Annotated in this window: 18 protein-coding genes; 12 read left to right on the top strand and 6 right to left on the bottom strand. The window is 69.2% G+C overall.

All coding sequences use genetic code 11. From position 1 onward, the window contains the following. Positions 1-226: 226 nt before the first annotated feature. The 5 genes from GGR64_RS07915 to GGR64_RS07895 all read right to left on the bottom strand — a co-directional run bounded on the left by GGR64_RS07915 (position 227) and on the right by GGR64_RS07895 (position 5,324). Complete coding sequence (locus GGR64_RS07915) at positions 227-1,996, bottom strand: peptidoglycan-binding protein (protein ID WP_184644987.1); 1,770 nt, start codon at positions 1,994-1,996, stop codon at positions 227-229. A gap of 107 nt (positions 1,997-2,103) precedes the next feature. Beyond that, entirely contained in the window at positions 2,104-2,667 is a 564-nt protein-coding gene (locus tag GGR64_RS07910) for a hypothetical protein (RefSeq protein WP_260302950.1), read from the bottom strand. A 225-nt stretch (positions 2,668-2,892) separates the two neighbouring features. Next, complete coding sequence (locus GGR64_RS07905) at positions 2,893-3,375, bottom strand: hypothetical protein (protein WP_184644985.1); 483 nt, start codon at positions 3,373-3,375, stop codon at positions 2,893-2,895. A gap of 170 nt (positions 3,376-3,545) precedes the next feature. Then, on the bottom strand, positions 3,546-4,226 hold the full coding sequence (locus GGR64_RS07900; protein WP_260302949.1) for a hypothetical protein: 681 nt from the start codon (positions 4,224-4,226) through the stop codon (positions 3,546-3,548). Positions 4,227-4,397: 171 nt separating this feature from the next. Then, positions 4,398-5,324 (bottom strand): phosphoribosylaminoimidazolesuccinocarboxamide synthase, encoded by a 927-nt coding sequence (locus tag GGR64_RS07895; RefSeq protein WP_184449647.1) that lies wholly within the window; start codon positions 5,322-5,324, stop codon positions 4,398-4,400. A gap of 141 nt (positions 5,325-5,465) precedes the next feature. Here GGR64_RS07895 and GGR64_RS07890 point away from each other — a divergent pair, with 141 nt between their 5' ends. The 12 genes from GGR64_RS07890 to GGR64_RS07835 all read left to right on the top strand — a co-directional run bounded on the left by GGR64_RS07890 (position 5,466) and on the right by GGR64_RS07835 (position 15,915). Beyond that, positions 5,466-5,798, top strand: coding sequence for a DnaJ domain-containing protein (locus tag GGR64_RS07890; protein WP_010341396.1), 333 nt, complete (start codon positions 5,466-5,468; stop codon positions 5,796-5,798). 9 nt (positions 5,799-5,807) lie between these two features. Beyond that, the gene (gene rpe, locus GGR64_RS07885) at positions 5,808-6,476 is read left to right on the top strand and encodes a ribulose-phosphate 3-epimerase (protein WP_184449645.1); all 669 of its coding nucleotides are present in this window, start codon (positions 5,808-5,810) and stop codon (positions 6,474-6,476) included. Position 6,477: 1 nt separating this feature from the next. After that, complete coding sequence (locus GGR64_RS07880) at positions 6,478-6,960, top strand: GNAT family N-acetyltransferase (RefSeq protein WP_184644983.1); 483 nt, start codon at positions 6,478-6,480, stop codon at positions 6,958-6,960. A gap of 217 nt (positions 6,961-7,177) precedes the next feature. Next, positions 7,178-8,116: a lipid kinase YegS gene (yegS, locus tag GGR64_RS07875; RefSeq protein ID WP_184449641.1), complete on the top strand. Its 939-nt coding sequence runs from the start codon at positions 7,178-7,180 to the stop codon at positions 8,114-8,116. A gap of 363 nt (positions 8,117-8,479) precedes the next feature. After that, positions 8,480-9,955 (top strand): anthranilate synthase component I, encoded by a 1,476-nt coding sequence (gene trpE / locus GGR64_RS07870; RefSeq protein ID WP_160966411.1) that lies wholly within the window; start codon positions 8,480-8,482, stop codon positions 9,953-9,955. Continuing rightward, positions 9,952-11,025, top strand: coding sequence for an aminotransferase class I/II-fold pyridoxal phosphate-dependent enzyme (locus GGR64_RS07865; RefSeq protein WP_184644981.1), 1,074 nt, complete (start codon positions 9,952-9,954; stop codon positions 11,023-11,025). The genes trpE and GGR64_RS07865 overlap by 4 nt, the downstream gene beginning before the upstream one ends. 21 nt (positions 11,026-11,046) lie before the next feature. Continuing rightward, positions 11,047-11,823 carry an SIMPL domain-containing protein gene (locus GGR64_RS07860; protein WP_160966415.1) on the top strand — a complete coding sequence of 259 codons (777 nt, stop codon included), beginning with the start codon at positions 11,047-11,049 and terminating at the stop codon, positions 11,821-11,823. Between the two features lie 10 nt (positions 11,824-11,833). After that, the gene (locus tag GGR64_RS07855; protein ID WP_160966417.1) at positions 11,834-12,412 is read left to right on the top strand and encodes an aminodeoxychorismate/anthranilate synthase component II; all 579 of its coding nucleotides are present in this window, start codon (positions 11,834-11,836) and stop codon (positions 12,410-12,412) included. Between the two features lie 49 nt (positions 12,413-12,461). After that, positions 12,462-13,100, top strand: coding sequence for a flavin reductase family protein (locus GGR64_RS07850; protein ID WP_184449632.1), 639 nt, complete (start codon positions 12,462-12,464; stop codon positions 13,098-13,100). Between the two features lie 53 nt (positions 13,101-13,153). Continuing rightward, positions 13,154-14,212, top strand: a complete 1,059-nt coding sequence (trpD, locus tag GGR64_RS07845; protein ID WP_160966421.1) for an anthranilate phosphoribosyltransferase — start codon at positions 13,154-13,156, stop codon at positions 14,210-14,212. Between the two features lie 171 nt (positions 14,213-14,383). Further along, positions 14,384-15,181, top strand: coding sequence for an indole-3-glycerol phosphate synthase TrpC (trpC, locus tag GGR64_RS07840; RefSeq protein WP_184644979.1), 798 nt, complete (start codon positions 14,384-14,386; stop codon positions 15,179-15,181). Continuing rightward, positions 15,178-15,915, top strand: coding sequence for a haloacid dehalogenase-like hydrolase (locus GGR64_RS07835; protein ID WP_184644977.1), 738 nt, complete (start codon positions 15,178-15,180; stop codon positions 15,913-15,915). Before trpC ends, GGR64_RS07835 begins: the two co-directional genes overlap by 4 nt. A gap of 94 nt (positions 15,916-16,009) precedes the next feature. Here GGR64_RS07835 and GGR64_RS07830 read toward each other — a convergent pair whose 3' ends face one another. Then, positions 16,010-17,026: a glycoside hydrolase family 5 protein gene (locus GGR64_RS07830; protein ID WP_260302948.1), complete on the bottom strand. Its 1,017-nt coding sequence runs from the start codon at positions 17,024-17,026 to the stop codon at positions 16,010-16,012. Positions 17,027-17,065 lie beyond the last annotated feature (39 nt).

Genomic DNA, 17,065 nt, shown 5'->3' with positions numbered 1-17,065 from the left:
CGTCAGCCGCGACGGGCTTTACCGGGGACGCCCCGTCGCTTTCACAAGGCAACTTGCATCTGGTTCGATCGTGCCGGATGCAGGGGATGAGAGGTGCTTTTTTCGTTTCGACGAACGGTGTCTGCGATGCGTCGGCCGCCTGAGCGGTCGTCGCAGGCAAGCGGTGGAGTCGCCGAGCAGGGGCGATCGCGCTGTCGGCACGACCGCCCCGCCACGGCCTGGCGGCTCAGGCGCGCGCCATGCTCCTGTTCGTCTCCTGCTGCTGCTCGCGCTGCCCCGACTCCTGCTGCTGTGCGGACTGGTGCGCCAACTGCGCGCTGGTCTGCTCCAGCGGTGGTGCCGGCTGCTGCAGGTCCACCACCGCACGGAAGCCCGGCGTGGTCCCGGCGACGAAGGCCTTGTCGTTGGCGACATTGACCTCCTTCAGCTTGTCGGGGCTATCGATCCCGGCCTGCTTGGCCTGCAGGGTGAGGTTGGCTACTGCCTCGTTCGACAGCTTGGCGTGCGGCGGATTGGCCTTCTCCGCACCGCGATCGGCTTCCGTGCGCATCTTGTCGTACAGCGGCGTATCCGGATGCCCCGGCTCGCCGAGCTGCGGACCCTTCGCCGGCTTGGCCTGCGCCTGCTCGGCGGCCGCCAGCCCGGCCCGGGTATCGCGGCCGACGATGCCGTCCTGGGTGAGGCCGCGCTGTTTCTGCAAAGCCGTTACCGCCTCGTGGGTGTTGTCCCCGAAGCGGCCGTCCTCGGCCAGCGGACGGCCTTGCGCGTCGCGGATGCCGAGGCGGTTGAGATGCTGCTGCAACTCGCGCACCTCCTGGCCGTGGTCGCCTTGGCGCAGCGTGCCATTGCCATGCTGCGCCTGATCGCGGCCATGCGCGTCGACCTGCTGGCCGCGGTTCCACCACGTCTCCGGACTGACCGCCTTCCCGTTCGCATCGTGCATCTGGTAATGCACGTGCTGCGCGTACTGGTTCGCCCCGTTCGGGCCACGTCCGCCCATGGTGCCGATCGCATCGCCGGCGCGCACGGTATCGCCTTCTTTCACCGAGCGCGAATCCAGGTGCAGGATTTCGTGCGAATTGCCCTGCGCGTCGCGGATTTTCACCGTGCCGTACTGGCCGCCGGAGAAGGTCACCGTGCCGGAGATCGGCGCGTGCACCGTCGGATGCTGCCGGTTGATGCCGGTTTGGCCGCCTTCGTAGTTGAAGTCGGTGCCGCCGTGCGGACCGCGGGCGCGGTGTTCGCCATAGTGCCCGGTGATGTGCGGATCGACCTTGCCCTGGCTCGGCAGCATGCGCTCCATCGTCTGCTGGAAGTTGCTGTGACTGGTGCCTTGCGGTTGCTGCGTCGGCGCAGCCGTGTGCTGCTGGCTGCGTCCCTGCTCCTGTGCCTGTCCCTGTCCCTGTCCCTGGGTCTGGGTGCGCGCCTGGTGCTGCTCGACGAACTGCTGGTAGCGGTCGAGATACGGCGTCACTTCGCGCCGCGAAATGGCCAGGCCGCCATAGTCCTTGCTCGGGCCATCGTGGTGGTACTTGTAGATGTGGTCTTCGCCCTGGCCGCGGCGTTGGGCAAGGTCGCGGTTGTCGATGTAGTGCTGCACCAGTGCGCGCGACTGGGTGTCCACGTCGAACCGATTGGCATTGTTGACGCCGTAATGCGCGCCGGTACGGTCGACGAACTGGCCGAGGCCGGACGCGGAGGTGGTGCCGGCCGCCGCATCCGGATTGAAGCCGGATTCGACCCGCGCGATGGCCAGGACATAGGCGGTTTCCCGTGACGACAGGCCGGCCTTTTGCGAGGCGTCCATCAGGCTGTCGATCACCCTGGACTGCGTTTCTGGTGTGGCATCGCCCCAGCGCCGCGACTCGCCGTGCAGACGACCATCGTTGGTGTCGATGGGTTCGCGGTAGTGGCTCCAGGGCTTGACGTTCTCGCTGCGGTAGCCGGGCCCCCGCGGCTGCACCATGTCGTTGTAGATCGTGTTGTTGTCGCTCATGTGCGTTCCTTTCTGTGAGACGGATTCTTCCTTGGGATGGGTGTTGCTCCATGTACTGCGTACTACGTGTGCCATGCGCCGTTCCTCGGCGCACGGTCATGCTTGGCTCAAGGCAGGAACGGCTCCACGTCCGGATGCTTCAGGCCCAGCGCCTCGAGCTGGTGTTCGTATTCGTCGTTGTTCGGGCTTTGCTGGCCCTGTTCTTCGCGCAGCGGCGGATTGGCATGATTGAGCAGCTGGCCCTTGCCGTCGTAGAGAAAGAACCACTCGCAGAACTCGCAGCCGTACGGCAGTTCGCCGTATTGCACGACGAAGTACGCGTCGCCCTTGGCGTTTTCGCTGCAGCCCAGTCCCACGGGTGTGTAGTCGGCCATCTCCGGCGGCGGCGCGAGCGGCTGCTGCTGTCCGTTACGCTCCAGGGCAACCTGGGTCTTGGCGGGGGCGGACGCGTCCGCGGAAGGCAACGGGGTCAAATGCAGACGCGCTCCGGGGCATTCCTTGATCATGCCGTCTTTTCCTTTTCTGGCCGAATCGGGTGTAGCAGGTGCGGGGGCGGCCTCCGTAGCTGCCGCCTTCGGTGCCGCGTCGCTCGCAGGCTGGGGTTGGCCACCACAGGCGGCGAGCAACAACGTCAGGCCGAATGCGGAAGACAGGGTGATCGGATGTGGCATCGACGCCTCCTTGGAGGTGGTTACGCAGCCTGAAATCTACGGTTGCTTGAGCTGACAGCCAGCGGCACCGCTCGCTGCCGTGCACTACCAGATCGGACTTGTAGGCCGTTGTCCCGGCCATCGTCCACCCGGCTCGGCCGCGAGTCGACGAACACCGAGCGTAAAGCGATGCAGATCGGGGGCGAGGTGGGCAGCACGTCCATGGCCAGTCCAGTCCAGTCCAGGCTACAACGCCTGGTCGTCGACCTTTACCAGCGTCCAGCACGGTTTCTGCGCGAACTGGTAGACCTGCTGGTCGCCGGTATCAGGGGTGCGCACCAGGACCTGCCGGCCCTCGGCGTTCTGCGTCACCACGACCTCGCGCCCACCCTTGCGGGCCGCGTCCAGGTTCGGGATCACCGGCCATTCGACTTCGGCGAGCGGCACGTTGCGGGTGACTGGCGCCGGTTCCGGCTGCGCGTCCGGATCGATATGGATCATCGTCAACGGATCGGCGGTGGCCTTTTCCTGGACCGCGATGTCGGCGCTGAAGCGCTTGAGGAAGGCATCGAAATCGGCGTCCTGGCAGCGCGGCGCGGCTGCGGCACCTGTGGTCTGCGAGGGCGCGGCCGTGGCCGCAGCCACCGTGGAGCCGGCCGGTTGCGCCTTGCACGCGACCAGGGCCGCTGCCAAGGCGAGGGACGTCAGAATGGGGCGTGCGATAGCCAACGGATCCTCCTGATCGGGTCGGGCGGGGCAATCGCCCTGCGGGCGGCTGAGTTTAGTCGACCAGGATCATCACGTCGTGAAGCCGCGGCGGGGCATTGCGGCGGAATCTACCAGCGCCTAACGCCAGCGCGGTGATCAACCCCTGTCGAGCGCCTTCGCCTCACGGCGGATCACAGGCCTTCCGAAAATACGTCCAGCTTCTGCGGTTCGATCCACCCCTGCGCACAGTCGCCCTCAGGGCGCGCCTTGCCTGCAACGGCGCAGCGCTTTCCCTGCTTGCGCTGTGTCACGAAGTCAACCGGACGCTCGCCATACTGAGTGCAAATGGGCTTTCCCTTGCACGCGCCTACGCTGGCAGGGGGAATGGCGACCACGTAGTAGTAGGCCGCCCGTTGACCCGCGTGCGCGGTGGCCAGGATGCAGACGAATTGCCCGTCCGACAGCCTGGCGGCGACCTGCACCTTGCTGCCGGTCACTGGCAAGGCATCCAGAAGTGTCGCGTCGCGTTTGGCCACGCCTGCGAAGTTTCCGTCTGCGCCACAGCCTGGAGACACATCGACATCGTAGAAATCCCCGGCGTCCATATTGCCCGCCACGCAGCCGCTGCCCTTGGCCGCATTTTCACAGCGAAGGTGCAAGGACTCGGCCAGCGCTGCAACGCCGTCATCCTGGCGTGCAGCCTGTGATGTGCTGGGCGCGCGACCGGAAGTGGCCTTGTCCGAAGATGCAGTGCGAGCGGCTGCGTCAGCGACGGGGCTCGCAGTCGTTGAGGCGTCGGCCTGCCTAGAGTTGCAGGCTGCCAGTGCCATGAAAAGCGCAAGGGCGGCAAAAAGCGGGGGCGAACTGGCCAACGGATCCTCCTGATCAGGTCGGACGCACGAGCGCTCGCGCGGATGACCGAGTCTAGTTGGCCAGGATTATCAGCTGGTGAAGCAACAGGCAGAGCGGCGCGTGACCGCAAGGTGGCCGCCTTCCGCGACCACCCGCATGCGCCGGCACACCGGCGCATGGCAGCACCCCACTCAGTCGACCGAAATCCCCGCCAGCCGCTGCAGCGCCTCGGCGTACTTGGCGCGGGTGCGGTCGATCACGTCCTGCGGCAGGCGCGGGCCGGGCGCGGTCTTGCCCCAGTCCAGCGTCTCCAGGTAGTCGCGCACGAACTGCTTGTCGTAGCTCGGCGGGCTGGTCCCGACTTCGTACTCGTCGGCCGGCCAGTAGCGCGAGGAATCCGGGGTCAGCATCTCGTCCATGATGTACAGGCGGCCGTCGGCGTCGGTGCCGAACTCGAACTTGGTGTCGGCCAGCAGGATGCCGCGCTCGGCGGCGAAGTCGGCGGCGAAGCGGTAGATGCGCAGGGTGGCGTCGCGCACGCGCTCGGCCAGTTCGGCGCCCACGGTCTTGACCATGGCGTCGAAGTCGATGTTCTCGTCGTGGTCGCCGACGGCGGCCTTGGTCGAGGGGGTGAAGATCGGTTCGGCCAGCTTCTCGGCCTGGCGCAGGCCGTCGGGCAGTTCGATGCCGCTGACCTTGCCGGTGCGCTGGTAGTCCTTCCAGCCGCTGCCGATCAGGTAGCCGCGGGCGATGGCTTCCACCGGCACCGGCTTGAGCTTGCGGGTCACCACCGCGCGCTTGGCGTACAGGGCCTTGTCCACGCCCTCGGGCAGCACCGCAGCCACGTCGATGCCGGTGAGGTGGTTGGGCATCAGGTGGTCGGTCTTCTTGAACCAGAAGTTGGAGACCTGGCACAGCATCTCGCCCTTGCCGGGGATCGGGTCGGGCAGCACCACGTCGAAGGCGGAGAGGCGGTCGGTGGCGACCATCAGCAGGTAGTCGCCGGGCGGCGCGTCGGCCGGCAGGCGCTCGCGGGGAATATCGAACACGTCGCGGACTTTGCCGCGGTGGCGCAAGGGCAGGCCGGGCAGATCGGATTGCAACAGCGTGGTGGACACAGGCACTCCTACGGACTTCGCAATGGCGACCGTCCCGGGACCCGGCGGGCCCGCGGCGGACGGCGGGCCGCGTAGTGTACGGCCGGAATGCCCCGCTGTGCCGTAAAATGGCCGGCCCTGACGCCGCGCCCGCCCTCGCCCATGCCCTGGTACGGAAAACTGCTCGGCGCCATCGCCGGGGCCCTGCTGCTGCGGCCCACGCCGGTGCTGGGCGCGTTGATCGGGCTGCTGATCGGGCATGCCTTCGACGCTGACTGGTTCAAGCTGTCCCAGCGCGAGGATCCCTATCGGGAACTGGGCCTGACCCGCGACGCCACCGACGCCGAGATCGAACTGGCCTATCGCCGGCTGATGTCCCAGTACCACCCCGACAAGGTCGCCAGCGCCAGCCCCGAGCTGCGCGCTCGCGCCGAGAAGAAGGCCAGCCAGCTCAACACCGCCTACGACCGTATCCGCACCCTGCGCAAGCGCTGAGATCCCACCATGTCCGACTGCATCATCTCCCCGTCCATCCTGTCCGCCGATTTCGCCCGCCTCGGCGAGGAAGTGGATGCCGTGCTGCGCGCCGGCGCCGACTGGATCCACTTCGACGTGATGGACAACCATTACGTGCCTAACCTGACCATCGGCCCGATGGTCTGCCAGGCGCTGCGCAAGCACGGCGTCACCGCGCCGATCGACGTGCACCTGATGGTCGAGCCGGTGGACCGGCTGATCCCGGATTTCGCCGAGGCCGGCGCCAGCATCATCAGCTTCCACCCCGAGGCCAGCCGCCACGTGCACCGCAGCATCCAGCTGATCAAGTCGCACGGCTGCAAGGCCGGCCTGGTGCTCAACCCGGCCACGCCGGTGGACATCCTGGACTGGGTGCTGGACGACCTGGACCTGGTGCTGGTGATGTCGGTCAACCCGGGTTTCGGCGGCCAGGCCTTCATTCCCTCGGCGCTGGACAAGCTGCGCGCGATCCGCGCCCGCATCGACGCCAGCGGCAAGCCGATCCGGCTGGAGATCGACGGCGGGGTCAAGCCGGACAACATCGCCGCGATCGCCGCCGCCGGCGCCGACACCTTCGTCGCCGGCTCGGCCATCTTCAATGCGCCGGACTACGCCGCGGTGATCGCGCAGATGCGCGCCGCGGTGGCAGCGCGCTGAGGTGGCGGCCCTGCACATCCGCCCGGCGGTGGCCGACGACGCGGCGCTGATCCTGCGCCTGATCCGCGACCTGGCCCGCTACGAGCGCGCCGAGGACGCGGTGCAGACCGACGAAGCCGGCCTGCGCGCCACGCTGTTCGGCGCCGACGCCCGCGCGCAGGCGCTGATCTGCGAGGCCGACGGCCAGCCGATCGGCTACGCGGTGTACTTCTACAACTATTCCACCTGGCTCGGCCGCAACGGCCTGTACCTGGAAGACCTGTACGTGGACCCGGCGCACCGCGGCGTGGGTGCCGGCAAGGCGCTGCTGCAGCATCTGGCGCGGCAGGCGGTGGCCGAGGGCTGCGGTCGCTTCGAATGGTCGGTGCTGGACTGGAACCAGCCGGCGATCGACTTCTACGAAGCGGTCGGCGCCCTCGCGCAGGACGAGTGGACCGTGTACCGGCTGCAGGGCGAGGCGCTGGCCAGATTCGCGGCCGGCTGAGCGGCGCCGGGCGGCCAAAAGAAAAGAACCGCACCGTCGCCGGTGCGGCCCCTGGGAGAGAAATCGGAGGCTGATCCTGCCTCCATCCGTCTTCCTTGCTATGGCCTTCCATGTTCCGGACGCTCGGTGACGTGCGTATGACAACGCGCGCGCCTGGATTCACGCATCGCGCATGCCGTGCCCGTTAGCGTGGGCGCCTCACCCCGGGAAGGTCCGCATGGCTGCAGCGCACTGGCGTCTGATCCTCAACGGCAAGTCGGCCGGCGACGAGGCGTTGCGCGAGGCGGTCATGGCCATGCGTACCCGCGGCGTGGCGCTGCAGGTGCGGGTGACCTGGGAGCAGGGCGATGCCGAACGTTACGTGGCCGAGGCGGTGGCCGATGGCGCGGCCTGCATCGTCGCCGCCGGCGGCGACGGCACCCTGAGCGAGGTCGCCACGACGTTGGCGCATCGCCAGGAATCGGCCGCCGAGCTGCCGGCCTTGGGCCTGGTCGCGCTGGGTACGGCCAACGATTTCGCCACCGCGACCGGCATTCCGCTGCCGCCGCTGGAGGCGCTGGAGTTGATCGCACGTACCCCGGCGCTGCCGATCGACCTGCTGCGCATCGAGGCCGAGCACGGCCCGCACTGGTGCGCCAACGTCGCCAGCGGCGGCTTCGGCACCCAGGTCACGGTGGAGACCGACGAAGGCCTGAAGAAGATGCTGGGCGGGCTGGCCTACCTGGTCACCGGCATGAGCCGGCTGGGCCGGATCGATCCGATCCGGGCGCGTTTCGCGGGGCCGGACTTTTCCTGGGAAGGCGATTTCATCGCGCTCGGCCTGGGCAACGGCCGCCAGGCCGGCGGCGGCCAGGTCCTGTGCCCGGACGCATTGCTCGACGACGGCCTGCTCGATCTGACCCTGGTGCCGGAACTGACCGGCGAGGTCGCCGCGACCCTGGGCACCCTGGTCACCTCAGGCAAGCAGGCGGCGCTGGAGCGGGTGGCGGTGCGCGCGCGCCTGCCGTGGCTGCAGATCGAGGCGGCGCAGCCGCTGACCCTGAACCTGGACGGCGAGCCGGAAACCTCGCGCCACTTCCGCATCGATTGCGTGCCCGGGCGCCTGCGCATGCACCTGCCGCCGGAGTCGCCGTTGCTGCAGCCGCGCAGGCGTTAGCGGCCACGCATTCGTCTGCTCGCGTGCTGCCAGCGTATTGCTCTCCGTAGGAGCGGCTTCAGCCGCGACGGGCATTCCCGGTAACGCCCGTCGCGGCTGAAGCCGCTCCTACGGAGATGTACCCAGGCAATCAACCCCCTGTGGGAGGGACTTCAGTCCCGACGCGACGCCCTTGCCGACCACCTCTGCACCGCACTCGATCGATCGCGTCTGCAACCGTTGCCAGTCGCCGCAGTTGCGGTAAAGTAACCGCCGTGTCCAGCCTGACGACCCCGCTTTCCTTCACTTCCGCTCGCCGTGCGTGGCGATGGTGGCCTGCAGCCGTCGTCCGCCCTGTCACCGAGTCCCGGAAGGAAAGCCGTCTTGATTACCCGCGAGCAGTTCCAGCGCTACGCCGCTGAAGGTCACACCCGCATCCCCGTCGTCCGCGAAGTGCTGTCCGACCTGGACACGCCGCTGTCGGTCTATCTCAAGCTCGCCGACGCCCCGCACACCTACCTGTTCGAATCGGTCGAAGGCGGCGAACGCTTCGGGCGCTACTCGATCATCGGCCTGCCGGTGCGCCGCGTGTACACCTTCCGCGGGCACACGCTCGAGGTGCGCGACCATGGCGAACTGATCGAGCGCCGCGAGGTCGCCGATCCCTTCGCCGAGGTCGAGGCGCTGCGCGCGCAGCATGTGGTGCCCAAGCTGGCCGGCGTGCCCGGCTTCACCGGCGGCCTGGTCGGCTGGTTCGGCTTCGAATGCATCGGCTACATCGAGCCGCGCCTGGCCGGCGCCGTCGCACGCGACGAACTGGACACCCCGGACATCCTGCTGATGCTGTCCGAGGAAGTGGCGGTCTTCGACAACCTCAAGGGCCGCCTGTACCTGATCGTGCATGCCGACCCGACCGAGGCCGATGCCTGGGAACGCGCGCAGGCGCGCCTGGATGCGCTCACCACCACGCTGCGCCAGCCCGGTGCCGGCTACCCCGCGCCGCTGGCGCGCGACGTGCTGGACGAAAGCGACTTCGTCTCCGGCTTCACCCGCGAGGGTTTCATTGCCGCGGTGGAGAAATCCAAGGACTACATCCGCGCCGGCGACATCTTCCAGGTGGTGCTGAGCCAGCGCCTGAGCGTGCCGTTCAGCGCGCGCCCGGTGGACGTGTACCGCGCGCTGCGCGCGCTGAATCCGTCGCCGTACATGTATTTCCTCGACGTCGGCGACACCCAGGTGGTCGGCTCCTCGCCGGAGATCCTGGTGCGGCTGGAGAACGGCCAGGTCACCGTGCGCCCGATCGCCGGTACCCGCCCGCGCGGCAAGACCCCGGAACAGGACCAGGCGCTGGAAGCGGAGTTGCTCGCCGATCCGAAGGAGCGCGCCGAGCACCTGATGCTGATCGACCTGGGCCGCAACGACGCCGGCCGCGTCTCGCAGGCCGGCAGCGTCGCGGTCGGCGAGCGCTTCGTGATCGAACGCTATAGCCACGTCATGCACATCGTCAGCGAAGTCACCGGCACCCTGCTGCCCGGGCTCAGCTACGCCGACGTGCTGCGCGCCACCTTCCCGGCCGGTACCGTCAGCGGCGCGCCGAAGATCCGCGCGCTGGAAGTGATCCGCGAGCTGGAGCCGATCAAGCGCAACGTCTATGCCGGCAGCATCGGCTACCTGGGCTGGCACGGCGACGCCGACACCGCCATCGCCATCCGTACCGCGGTGATCAAGCACGGCCGCCTGCACGTGCAGGCCGGCGCCGGCATCGTCTACGACTCCGACCCGCAGGCCGAATGGGACGAGACGATGAACAAGGGCCGCGCGCTGTTCCGCGCGGTCGCCGAAGCGGCGAAGGGGCTGTGAGCGGCGCCGCGTCGCCGCGGATCGGCTTCCGCAACGACTACAGCGAAGGCGCGCATCCACGCCTGCTCGCCGCCCTGGCCGCCGCCAGTGCCGAGCAGAACGCCGGCTACGGCCTGGATCGGCACAGCGCGCGCGCCGCGCAACTGATCCGCGCCGAGATCGGCTGCGCCGACGCCGACGTGCACCTGCTGGTCGGCGGCACCCAGACCAACCTCACCGCCATCGCCGCGTTCCTGCGCCCGCACCAGGCGGTGATCGCCGCGGTCTGCGGCCACATCGCCACCCACGAGACCGGTGCGATCGAAGCCACCGGGCACAAGGTGCTCACCGTGGACGCGGCCGACGGCCGGCTCACGCCGGAGCGGATCGCGCCGCTGCTCGCCGAGCACGGTAACGAGCACATGGTGCAGCCGCGTCTGGTCTACGTGTCCAACACCACCGAAGTCGGCACCCTGTACCGCAGGCACGAACTGCAGGCACTGCGCGCGTTCTGCGACGCACACGGCCTGCTGCTGTTCCTGGACGGTGCGCGCATCGGCAGCGCGCTCACCGCCGAGGGCAACGACCTGACGCTGGCCGACGTCGCCGCGCTGACCGATGCGTTCTACATCGGCGGCACCAAGAACGGCGCCTTGCTCGGCGAGGCGCTGGTGATCCTCGATTCGGCCCTGAAAGCGGATTTCCGCTACCTGCTCAAGCAGCGCGGCGCGCTGCTGGCCAAGGGCATGGTGCTGGGTACGCAGTTCGCCGCACTGTTCGAGGACGGGTTGTTCTATCAGCTAGCCGCGCACGCCAACCGCATGGCCGCGCGGCTGCGCGCCGGGCTGGCCGCGGCAGGCGCGCAGTTCGCCTCGGACTCGCCGACCAACCAGCTGTTCGTGATCCTGCCCGCCGCCGCGGTCGAGGCCCTGGCGCAGCGCTACGACTTCGAGCGCTGGCAACTGCTGGACGACGGCCGCTGGGTGATCCGCTTCGTCACCTCGTGGGCCACGCAGGACGCGGCGGTCGATGCGTTGATCGCGGATTTCGCGACGCTGATCCAGTCCGGCGCGCCGCGTGCGGCCGGCTGATTTTCCACCAAGGAGAGGACGATGAAACTCAGCAAGATCGGTCCATGGGTTCTTGCCGCCGTGCTGGCGCTGCCGGCGTGCGCTAGCGCACAGGTCAACAGCCTGCCGTCGCAGCCGCATTTGTTGGTGAAGGGCGAAGCCAAGCGCGAAGTGGTGCCGGATCGCTTCGGTCTAACCATCACCCTCAGCGCCGTGGATGCCGACCCGGGTGCGGCGCGCAAGCGCGTGCAGGCCAATGCCGAAAAGGTGCTGGCCGCGTTCGCACAGCGCCACGCACTGGCCGGCAGCGTACAGGCCACGACGCTGTCGATCGCGCCCGAGCGTCGCTACCAAGGAGACAAGCAACTGTTCGAAGGCACGCGCGTGCAGCGCACACTGTCGGCCGAGTTCGCCGCGTTGGACGATGTGCGCGCCTTGCTGGGCGCGTTGGCTACCAGCGAGGACGTGCAGGTGTCGGGAATCGCGCCACGCTACAGCGGCGAAGCCGCGCTGCGCGCCGAGCTCAAGCGCCAGGCGGCCGAGCAGACGCGAAGCTCCGCACAGTCCCTGGCCAAGGCCTACGGCGTGCGCCTGGGCGGCCTGTACACCATCTCCGAGGTGGCACCGAATTTCGCTTATGGCATCCAGGCCGGGCAGTGGCCGTCCGAGTCGGTCGCGGTGCAGTTGGTGAGTGCGCCACCGGCGCCGGCAGCTGACCTCTCCACAGCGCGTGCGGCCGATGGCATGGCCGAATCCCTCGAAGCCGGCACCCTCACCCTTTCCGAAAACGTCTATGCGGTCTTCCTGATCGCGCAATGAGTCCTTCGCCATGCTGCTGATGCTGGACAACTACGACAGCTTTACCTACAACCTCGTGCAGTACCTGCAGGCGCTGGGCGCCGAGGTCAAGGTGGTGCGCAACGACACGCTCAGCGTGGACGAGATCGAGCGCCTGGCGCCCGAGCGCATCGTCATCTCGCCGGGGCCGTGCACGCCGAACGAAGCCGGGGTGTCGCTGCCGCTGATCGAGCGACTGGGCCAGCGCATCCCGATCCTGGGCGTATGCCTGGGCCACCAGAGCATCGGCCAGGTCTACGGCGGGCAGGTGGTGCGTGCCGGCACCATCATGCATGGCAAGACCTCGCGCATCCGCCACGAAGGCCGCGGCGTGTTCGCCGGCCTGCCGGACCGCTACGAGGCCACCCGCTACCACTCGCTGGTGGTGGAGAAGACCACGCTGCCCGACTGTCTGGAGGTGACGGCCTGGACCGAACACGACGACGGCACGGTGGAGGAGATCATGGGCCTGCGCCATCGCCAGTTCCCGGTCGAGGGCGTGCAGTTCCATCCCGAGTCCATTCTCACCGAGCATGGCCACGCCTTGCTCAAGAACTTCCTGGAGCGCTGAGCGCGCTGCGCCGACGCCGCCCGCCTTCCGTCATTGCCGGACCCTGCCGATGCACGATCGCACCGACGCCTTCCATTTCTACGAACCGGCCAATGGCCACGGGCTGCCGCACGATCCGTTCAACGCCATCGTCGGGCCGCGGCCGATCGGCTGGATCGGCTCGCGCGGTGCCGATGGCGTCGCCAACCTGGCGCCCTACAGCTTCTTCAACGCCTTCAACTACGTCCCGCCGATCGTCGGCTTCGCCAGCATCGGCTGGAAGGACAGCGTGCGCAACATCGAGGCCACGGGCGAGTTCACCTGGAACCTGGCCACGCGGCCGCTGGCCGAGGCGATGAACGCCAGTTCCGCCGCAGTCGCGCCGGAGGTCGACGAGTTCGCCCTGGCCGGCCTCGTTGCCGCGCCCTCGCGCCTGATCGCCGCGCCACGGGTCGCCGCCAGCCCGGTGAGCTTCGAATGCCGGCTCAGCCAGCTGCTGCCGCTGCAGAGCGCGCGCGGCGAGCCGATCCAGACCTGGCTGGTGCTGGGCGAAGTGATCGGCGTGCACATCGCCGAGCACGCGCTGCAGGACGGGATCTACGACCCGGCCGCGGTCGCCACCCTGCTGCGCGCCGGCGGCCCGGCCGACTACTTCGAGGTGCTGGCGCAAGGGCGCCTGCGCATGCCGCGGCCGACGCAGGCGCGCTGAGCGCATCCGGCGCGGTGCCTCCCACTTCCAGCCCTACGAGCAGATCCTCCCCCATGACCATCACCCCCCAGCAAGCCCTGCAACGCACCATCGAGCATCGCGAGATCTTCCACGACGAGATGGTCGGGCTGATGCGGCAGATCATGCGCGGGGAGGTGTCGCCGATGATGACCGCGGCCATCCTCACCGGGCTGCGGGTCAAGAAGGAGACGGTCGGCGAGATCGCCGGCGCGGCGGTGGTGATGCGCGAGTTCTCGCGCACCGTGCCGGTCGTCGACCGCACCCACATGGTCGACATCGTCGGCACCGGCGGCGACGGCTCGCACACTTTCAACATCTCCACCTGCGCGATGTTCGTCGCCGCGGCCGCCGGCGCCAAGGTCGCCAAGCACGGCAACCGCAGCGTCTCCTCCAAGTCCGGCAGCGCCGACGCGCTGGAGGCGCTGGGCGCGGCGATCGAACTGCAGCCCGAGCAGGTGGCGCAGGCGCTGGACGCCACCGGCATCGGCTTCATGTACGCGCCGGTGCACCACCCGGCGATGAAGGTGGTGGCACCGGTGCGGCGCGAGATGGGCGTGCGCACCATCTTCAACATCCTCGGCCCGCTGACCAATCCGGCCGGCGCGCCGAACATCCTGATGGGCGTGTTCCACCCTGACCTGGTCGGCATCCAGGCGCGCGTGCTGCAGGAACTGGGCGCCGAACGCGCGCTGGTGGTGTGGGGCCGCGACGACATGGACGAACTCTCGCTCGGCGCCGGCACCTTGGTCGGCGAGCTGCGCGACGGCCAGGTGCGCGAGTACGAGGTGCACCCGGAGGACTTCGGCATCGCCATGTCGGCCAGCCGCAACCTCAAGGTCGCCGACGCCGCCGAATCGATGGCGATGCTGCGCGCCGTGCTCGACAACGCGCCCGGTCCGGCGCTGGACATCGTCGCCTTCAACGCCGGCGCGGCGCTGTACGTGGCCGGCCTGGCCGAGGACATCGGCGCCGGCATCGCCCTGGCGCGCGCGGCCATCGCCGATGGGCGTGCGCGGGCCAAGCTGGAGGCGTATGTGGCATGTACGCAGGGCCTGGTCGGGGCCCGGGACCCGGGACCCGGGACCCGGTAAGAGCGCAGTTTGCCGATCTGCGGCGATTCGCGTCCGGCCATCCAGTCGTCAGTTGCAACACGTGCATGGCGGCCTAGGCTGTTGCGGGTCCCGGGTCCCGGGTCCCGGGTCCCGATCCCTTCTTTACCCCACATCGCCGATAATCCGGCCATCCCCCAGGATCCCAACCGCATGAGCAGCGACATTCTCCGCACCATCCTCGCGCGCAAGGCCGACGAGATCGCCGCGCGCAGCGCGCGCGTGCCGCTGGCCGAGCTGGCCGCCCGCGCGGAGGCCATGCCGCCCACCCGCGGCTTCGCCCGCTCGCTGCAGGCCGCCATCGCCAACGGCGATCCGGCGGTGATCGCCGAGGTCAAGAAGGCCAGCCCGTCCAAGGGTGTGATCCGGCCCGACTTCCACCCGGCCGACATCGCGGTCAGCTACGAATTCGGCGGCGCCGCCTGTCTGTCGGTGCTGACCGACGAGGACTTCTTCCAGGGCCACGACCGCTATCTGCAGCAGGCGCGCGATGCCTGCACGCTGCCGGTGCTGCGCAAGGATTTCACCATCGATCCGTACCAGGTCTACGAGGCGCGCACGCTCGGAGCCGACTGCATCCTGCTGATCGTGGCGGCGCTGGACGACCTGCAACTGGCCGAGCTGTCGTCGCTGGCGCTGCAACTGGGCATGGACGTGCTGGTGGAAGTGCACGACATCGACGAACTGGAGCGCGCACTGCAGGTGCCGGCGCCGCTGATCGGCATCAACAACCGCAACCTGCGCACCTTCGAGGTGTCGCTGCAGACCACCCTGTCGATGCAGGATGCGGTGCCGCGCGACCGCCTGCTGGTCACCGAAAGCGGCATCCTCGGCCCGGACGACGTGACGCTGATGCGCGGCGCCGGCGTGCATGCGTTCCTGGTCGGCGAGGCGTTCATGCGCGCCGAGGAGCCGGGCGAGGCGCTGCGCCAGCTGTTCTTCGCGGCATGAGCGCGCAGGACCCGAGCGCGTATCCGCTGCCGCGTGCCGATGCGCCGCTGGTGGTGTTCGATTTCGACCACACCCTGTACGACGGCGACTCCGGCAGCCACCTGTTCGCCTGGCTGATCAAGCGCAATCCGCTGCGCCTGGCCGCCGCGGTGCTGGCCACGCCGTTGCTGGGGCCGCTGGTGGCGATGCTGCCGACCCGGCGCACCGGCATCTCCGGCTACGTCTGGATCGCCAGTTTCGGCCTGCGCCGCGCGCGCGAGTTCAACCGCATCATCGACCAGTACGTGCTGCAGCACCAGGCGCAGATCCGCCAGCGGCTGCTGCCGCAGGCGCTGGACGTGTTCGCCCGGCACCGCGCCGCCGGCGACCGGGTGGTGGTCGCCACCGGCGCGCCGCCGGAACTGGCGCGCGCCATCCTCGGCTTCGTCGCGCACCAGGACGTGCCGGTGGTTGGCAGCCTGATCGGCCCGCGCCTGGGCGCGGTCACCGCCACGCGCCACTGCCACAACGAGGAAAAGATGCGCATGCTGCGCGAACTGGGCTACGGCGAGATCGCCATGGCCTATTCCGACAGCACCGCCGATCTGCCGCTGCTGCAGGCCGCGGCCGCGCCGGTGGTGGTCAATCCCAAGCACAGCGCAGTGACGGTGTTCCGCCGCGTGCTGCCGTCCGGCACGCCCATCCTCAACTGGGGCTGCCGCGACCGCGCCGGCGAGGCCGTCGGCTCCGAGTGAGTCACTGCGCCGCGTCGCATTCGGCGGCGCAGCGTCTACGACCGCGCCCGTCAGCGCCGTTCGCGCGGGTGCCGCCGCGCCGCCCCTGCGGCGATCAGCCGCCGGACTTGGCGTACGTGCTGTCGCTGCCCACCAGCGCGTGGTGCAGCGGCGCGACCCACTGGCCGCGGTCGATGTCGTAGGCGCCGAAGCTGCCCTCGAACTCCCAGTACGCCCAGGCGAAGTGGCGCTTCTCCGCGGCATTGACCACGGCCACGGTCCAGGCCAGTCGATCGGCCGGCGGTGCCTGCTCGTAGGCGCCGAATTCGCCCAGCAGCACCTGCCGATGGTGCGCCTTGGCCCAGGCCGCGATGCGGTCGAACTCGCCGTACAGCTTGGTGCGGTCGGCCGCGCTGCCCCAGGCCACGCCGGTGTGGTCGCGGATGTCCGCAGGCGCCCACGGCGCGCCCTGGTGGGTGAAGCGGAACGGGTTGTAGTAGTGCACGGTGACCAGCAGGTGGGTGTCGTCGTCGGGCAGGCGCAGGCTGTCGAGCGCGGTGAAGGAATTGCTGTTGCCCGGGCCCACCACCACCGTGCGGGTCGGGTTGTCGCGGCGGATGATCTGCAGCGCATCGCGCAGCAGGTCGTTCCACACCGCGCTGGTCATCTGGCCATTGGGCTCGTTGAGGATCTCGAACAGCACCGACGGCGGCGCATGGCGGTAGCGCGGGGCGATCTGGCTCCAGAACGCCAGCAGCTTGGTCCGGCACACCGCCGCATCGGCGGCGCAGGGGTGGAAGTCGTGTTCGTCCAGGATCACGTTCAAGCCCGCCGCGGTGGCCTGGTCGACCACCGTGTCCAGCGTCTTCAGCCAGGTCGGGTCGAGCTGGTTGGCCGCGTCCATGTGCGCGAAGGCCTGCAGGTTGACCCGGACCGTGCGGAAGCCGCCGTCGCGGATCGTGCGGTACAGCGGCGGGCGGAAGCGCGCCTTCGCCGGGTCGGTCCACAGCGGGTCGTAGCCGAGGATGTTGACCCCGCGCCCGAGCCGGGCGAAGGCGTCGTCGGCCTGCGCGCGCGGCGCAGGCAGCGCCAGGCACAGCAAGGCCAGGAAAAGCGGAACGGCACGGCGCATGGCGGTCTCGCGGGGCAGGGGCGGGGCGAGACGCGCGGC

It is taken from the genome of Xanthomonas sp. 3307, from assembly GCF_014199735.1.
GTDB lineage: Bacteria > Pseudomonadota > Gammaproteobacteria > Xanthomonadales > Xanthomonadaceae > Xanthomonas_A > Xanthomonas_A rydalmerensis.
Note: the sequence above shows the minus strand (reverse complement) of the source record. Positions and strands in the feature narration are given on the sequence as shown.